Origin of the sequence: uncultured Mycobacterium sp., from assembly GCF_964249325.1 — a bacterium.
In the GTDB taxonomy this organism is placed as follows: domain Bacteria; phylum Actinomycetota; class Actinomycetes; order Mycobacteriales; family Mycobacteriaceae; genus Mycobacterium.
Window position 1 is genome coordinate 1 of sequence record NZ_CAXUCH010000341.1, and the last position, 3,588, is coordinate 3,588.

At 68.5% G+C, this 3,588-nt stretch carries 3 protein-coding genes and 1 pseudogene; 2 read left to right on the forward strand and 2 right to left on the reverse strand.

The genetic code is table 11. The features are described from left to right. Positions 1 to 151 precede the first annotated feature (151 nt). Positions 152 to 646, reverse strand: a pseudogene (gene ripD, locus ACFE99_RS24015) (NlpC/P60 family peptidoglycan-binding protein RipD); the annotation flags it as partial. 234 nt (positions 647 to 880) lie between these two features. After that, positions 881 to 1,300: a hypothetical protein gene (locus ACFE99_RS24020; RefSeq protein ID WP_375489237.1), complete on the reverse strand. Its 420-nt coding sequence runs from the start codon at positions 1,298 to 1,300 to the stop codon at positions 881 to 883. Between the two features lie 18 nt (positions 1,301 to 1,318). On the opposite strand from ACFE99_RS24020, the gene ACFE99_RS24025 reads away from it, so the two are divergent. Both ACFE99_RS24025 and ACFE99_RS24030 read left to right on the forward strand, forming a co-directional pair. Beyond that, positions 1,319 to 2,680 (forward strand): adenosylmethionine--8-amino-7-oxononanoate transaminase, encoded by a 1,362-nt coding sequence (locus ACFE99_RS24025; protein ID WP_375489241.1) that lies wholly within the window; start codon positions 1,319 to 1,321, stop codon positions 2,678 to 2,680. A gap of 8 nt (positions 2,681 to 2,688) precedes the next feature. After that, the coding region (locus ACFE99_RS24030; protein WP_375489239.1) for an 8-amino-7-oxononanoate synthase at positions 2,689 to 3,588 on the forward strand (900 nt) is incomplete at its 3' end.

Here is a 3,588-nt window from a genome sequence, read left to right on the forward strand (position 1 = left end):
GGGCTAGGGTCACCATGATCGACAGACAATCTACCCAACCCGGTCCATGGCCGAGCAGACGCTGAAGTACCCCGATTCTGGCGTTATGGGGTGATTTTGCGTCTGGTGGCCGGGGCCAGGCCCGGCGAACACCCCTGGAGGATTACGAGTCGATGATCCGTGTCAGATAGGGTGCCATGTTGGTCGTGCGGGCCGGGGAAACCGTCACCGCCGGCTCGGTGGCTTCGACCATCTGCCCGTTGCCCAGGTAGATGGCGACGCTTTGGGTGCCGCCAGGGCCGTAGCAGATCAAGTCGCCGGGGCGGGCCTGCGCCGGCGGGACCTTGCGGCCGACGTTGCACTGCTCGCCAGAGGTTCGCGGCATCTTGATGCCGGCACCGGCGAACGCGTACTGGACCAGGCCAGAAGCGTCGAAGCCGACGGTGTTGGCGTGGAGGCCGGTGCCGCGGGTGGGGCCTGCGACGTTGCCTCCGCCATAGAGGTAAGGCACCCCGCGCTGGGAGAGTGCTCGCTGGATCACGTAGTTGAGGGCCTGCTGCTGGCTGGCCGACACGACGTTCGTGTCAGCGGTCGCGACACCCGGCGTGACCACGAACGGAGCCGCCAACACGGCCGCACCGATCGCGGCGGCGTAGCTGCGCCTCATTCGACTCACCCCTCTCTCTCGGCGTCAGCGCGGTTGGGTTTCGCGCTGCCCGCCGTCACTGCAGTCACAACAGTCACTACAGACACTCTGACAACGGACCGGCCCAGTTGCCATAGCTGGGTAGCTCCCCACCGGATTTTTTGCCGGACCGTGACCGAAGAGTGACCGCTAGCAGACCATTGCCGAAAGCTTCGCGGCCGGTTGTGATTTCGGTCTCGTGTCGTCGCCGCGGCGTCAGCCCGAATAGTGTTCGCTGAAGGCGGTCATCACCGAGCCCGCGACCGAGCTGAGGGCGACGATGGCAAGCGCCAGCAGGGGCCAGAAGAACATGTACCAGCCCTTCACCAGCGAAACGAACGGGCCGATGACCGCCGCGGCACACGCCGCACCGAGACCGCCCCACACCACGGGGTAGATCCAGTAATTGATTCCGAATGGCGACGGCGGGCAACTATCCGCCGCACATATGTCGGCGGTGAAGCCGTACAGCCGCGACGGCCAAGTCGTCGTGGTGGCCACGACGACGGCCACCGTCCATACCACGAGCGTGCAGATCACGTCCCACAGCTCAAGCCGTAGTCGGTGTTTCGGTGCTTCGGGCGCATCGGGCACGGGCCCGGAATGGGCATCGTGGGGCCGATGCGGGAGGGTCATGCTGGTCAATGCTCCCCGATCGACGGTGGTTCTGCGACCGATGGCCGGCTGACGGCTGGATTACGCTCGATCCTCGTGGCCGCGTCTGCTTCGAGGTTGACCCCCGAGCAGATCAGCGCGATCGACGCCGCCCACCTGTGGCATCCCTATAGCACGATCGGAGCCGAAGCAGTGCCGCCGGTGGTCGCCGTCGGCGCCCGCGGCGCATGGCTGACGCTGGTCCGCGACGGCACGCCAATCAGAGTGCTCGATGCGATGAGTTCGTGGTGGACCGCGATCCACGGCCACGGCCACCCGGTTCTCGACGCCGCGCTGACCACGCAGCTGCGCACCATGAACCACGTCATGTTCGGCGGGCTGACCCACGAGCCAGCGGCGCGGCTGGCGCAGCTGCTGGTCGACATCACTCCCGCCGGGCTGGAGACGGTGTTCTTCTGCGATTCCGGGTCGGTATCGGTGGAGGTCGCGGTGAAGATGGCGCTGCAGTATTGGCGCAGCCGCGGCCGCTACGACAAGAAGCGGCTGATGACGTGGCGCGGGGGGTACCACGGCGACACCTTCACGCCGATGAGCATCTGTGATCCCGACGGCGGCATGCATTCGCTGTGGACCGACGTGTTGACCGACCAAGTCTTCGCCCCGCAGGTACCGCGCGATTACGACCCGCACTACAGCGCGGCCTTCGAGGCGCAGCTGGCCGAGCACGCCGAGGAACTCGCCGCCGTCGTCGTCGAACCGGTGGTGCAGGGCGCGGGCGGGATGCGTTTTCACGATCCCCGTTACCTGGTCGACCTGCGGCGACTGTGCGGGCGCTACCACGTCTTGCTGATCTTCGACGAGATCGCCACCGGCTTCGGCCGCACCGGCGAACTGTTCGCCGCCGACCACGCCCAGGTCAGCCCGGACATCATGTGTGTGGGCAAGGCGCTTACCGGCGGCTATCTCAGCCTGGCCGCCACGTTGTGCACGACCGAGATCGCCCAGACCATCAGCTCCGGTGCGGCCGGTGCGCTGATGCACGGCCCCACCTTCATGGCCAACCCGCTGGCCTGCGCGGTCTCGGTCGCCAGCGTCGAGTTGCTGTTGGCGCAGGACTGGCGTTCCGCCGTCGGCGCCATCAACACCGGGCTGACCGTCGGGCTGGAGCCCGCCCGGGCCCTGCCCGGCGTGACTGACGTGCGGGTATGCGGCGCGATCGGCGTCATCGAATGCGGCCGGCCGGTCGATCTGGCCGTCGCCACCCCGACCGCGCTGGACCATGGGGTGTGGCTGCGGCCGTTCCGCAATCTGGTGTACGCGATGCCGCCGTTCATCTGTGGGGCCGACGAGATCGCCCAGATCACCTCGGCGATGGTCGAGGTGGCCCACCTCGTAGGCTGAACGCCGACATGACTCAAGCCGAGATCGATACATCACCGCTGGCCTGGCTCGACGCGGTGGAACAGCAGCGCCGCCAGGCCGGGCTGCGGCGCTCGCTGCGGCCACGCCCGGCGGTGGCCACCGAACTCGATCTGGCGTCCAACGACTACCTCGGTCTGTCGCAGCATCCCGACGTCATCGACGGCGGGGTGCAGGCGCTGCGCACCTGGGGCGCCGGCTCCACCGGTTCACGGCTGGTCACCGGCGACACCGAGCTGCACCAGGAACTCGAGTCGGAGCTGGCCGAGTTCGTCGGCGCGGCAACGGGTTTGGTGTTTTCCTCCGGGTACACCGCCAACCTCGGCGCGGTGGTCGGGTTGTCAGGTCCGGGTTCGCTGTTGGTTTCGGACGCCTATGCGCACGCCTCGCTGGTCGACGCCTGCCGACTCTCGCGTGCCCGGGTGGTGGTGACCCCGCACCGCGACGTCGACGCCGTGGAGGCGGCGTTGGCGTCGCGAGACGAGGAACGCGCGGTCGTCGTCACCGACTCGGTGTTTTCCGCCGACGGCGCGCTGGCGCCGGTGCAGCAGCTGCACGATGTGTGCCGGCGACACCGCGCGCTGCTCATCGTCGACGAAGCCCACGGCGTGGGTGTGCGCGGTGCCGGCGGGCGGGGACTGCTGCACGAATGCGGGTTGGCCGGGATGTCCGACGTCGTTATGACGACGACGCTGTCCAAGGCGCTCGGCAGCCAGGGCGGGGTGGTGCTCGGGTCGGCCGCGGTGCGGGATCACCTGATCGATGCCGCCCGGTCGTTCATCTTCGACACCGGCCTTGCGCCGGCGGCGGCGGGCGCAGCGCTGGCGGCGCTGCGTGTGCTGGCGGGCGAGCCGTGGCGGTCGGAGGCGGTGCTCCGGCATGCCCGCTTC

Bases quoted from the DNA above. Each gene is read 5' to 3' on its own strand.
- ACFE99_RS24020 (WP_375489237.1), bottom strand. From the start codon at position 1,300: ATGACCCTCCCGCATCGGCCCCACGATGCCCATTCCGGGCCCGTGCCC.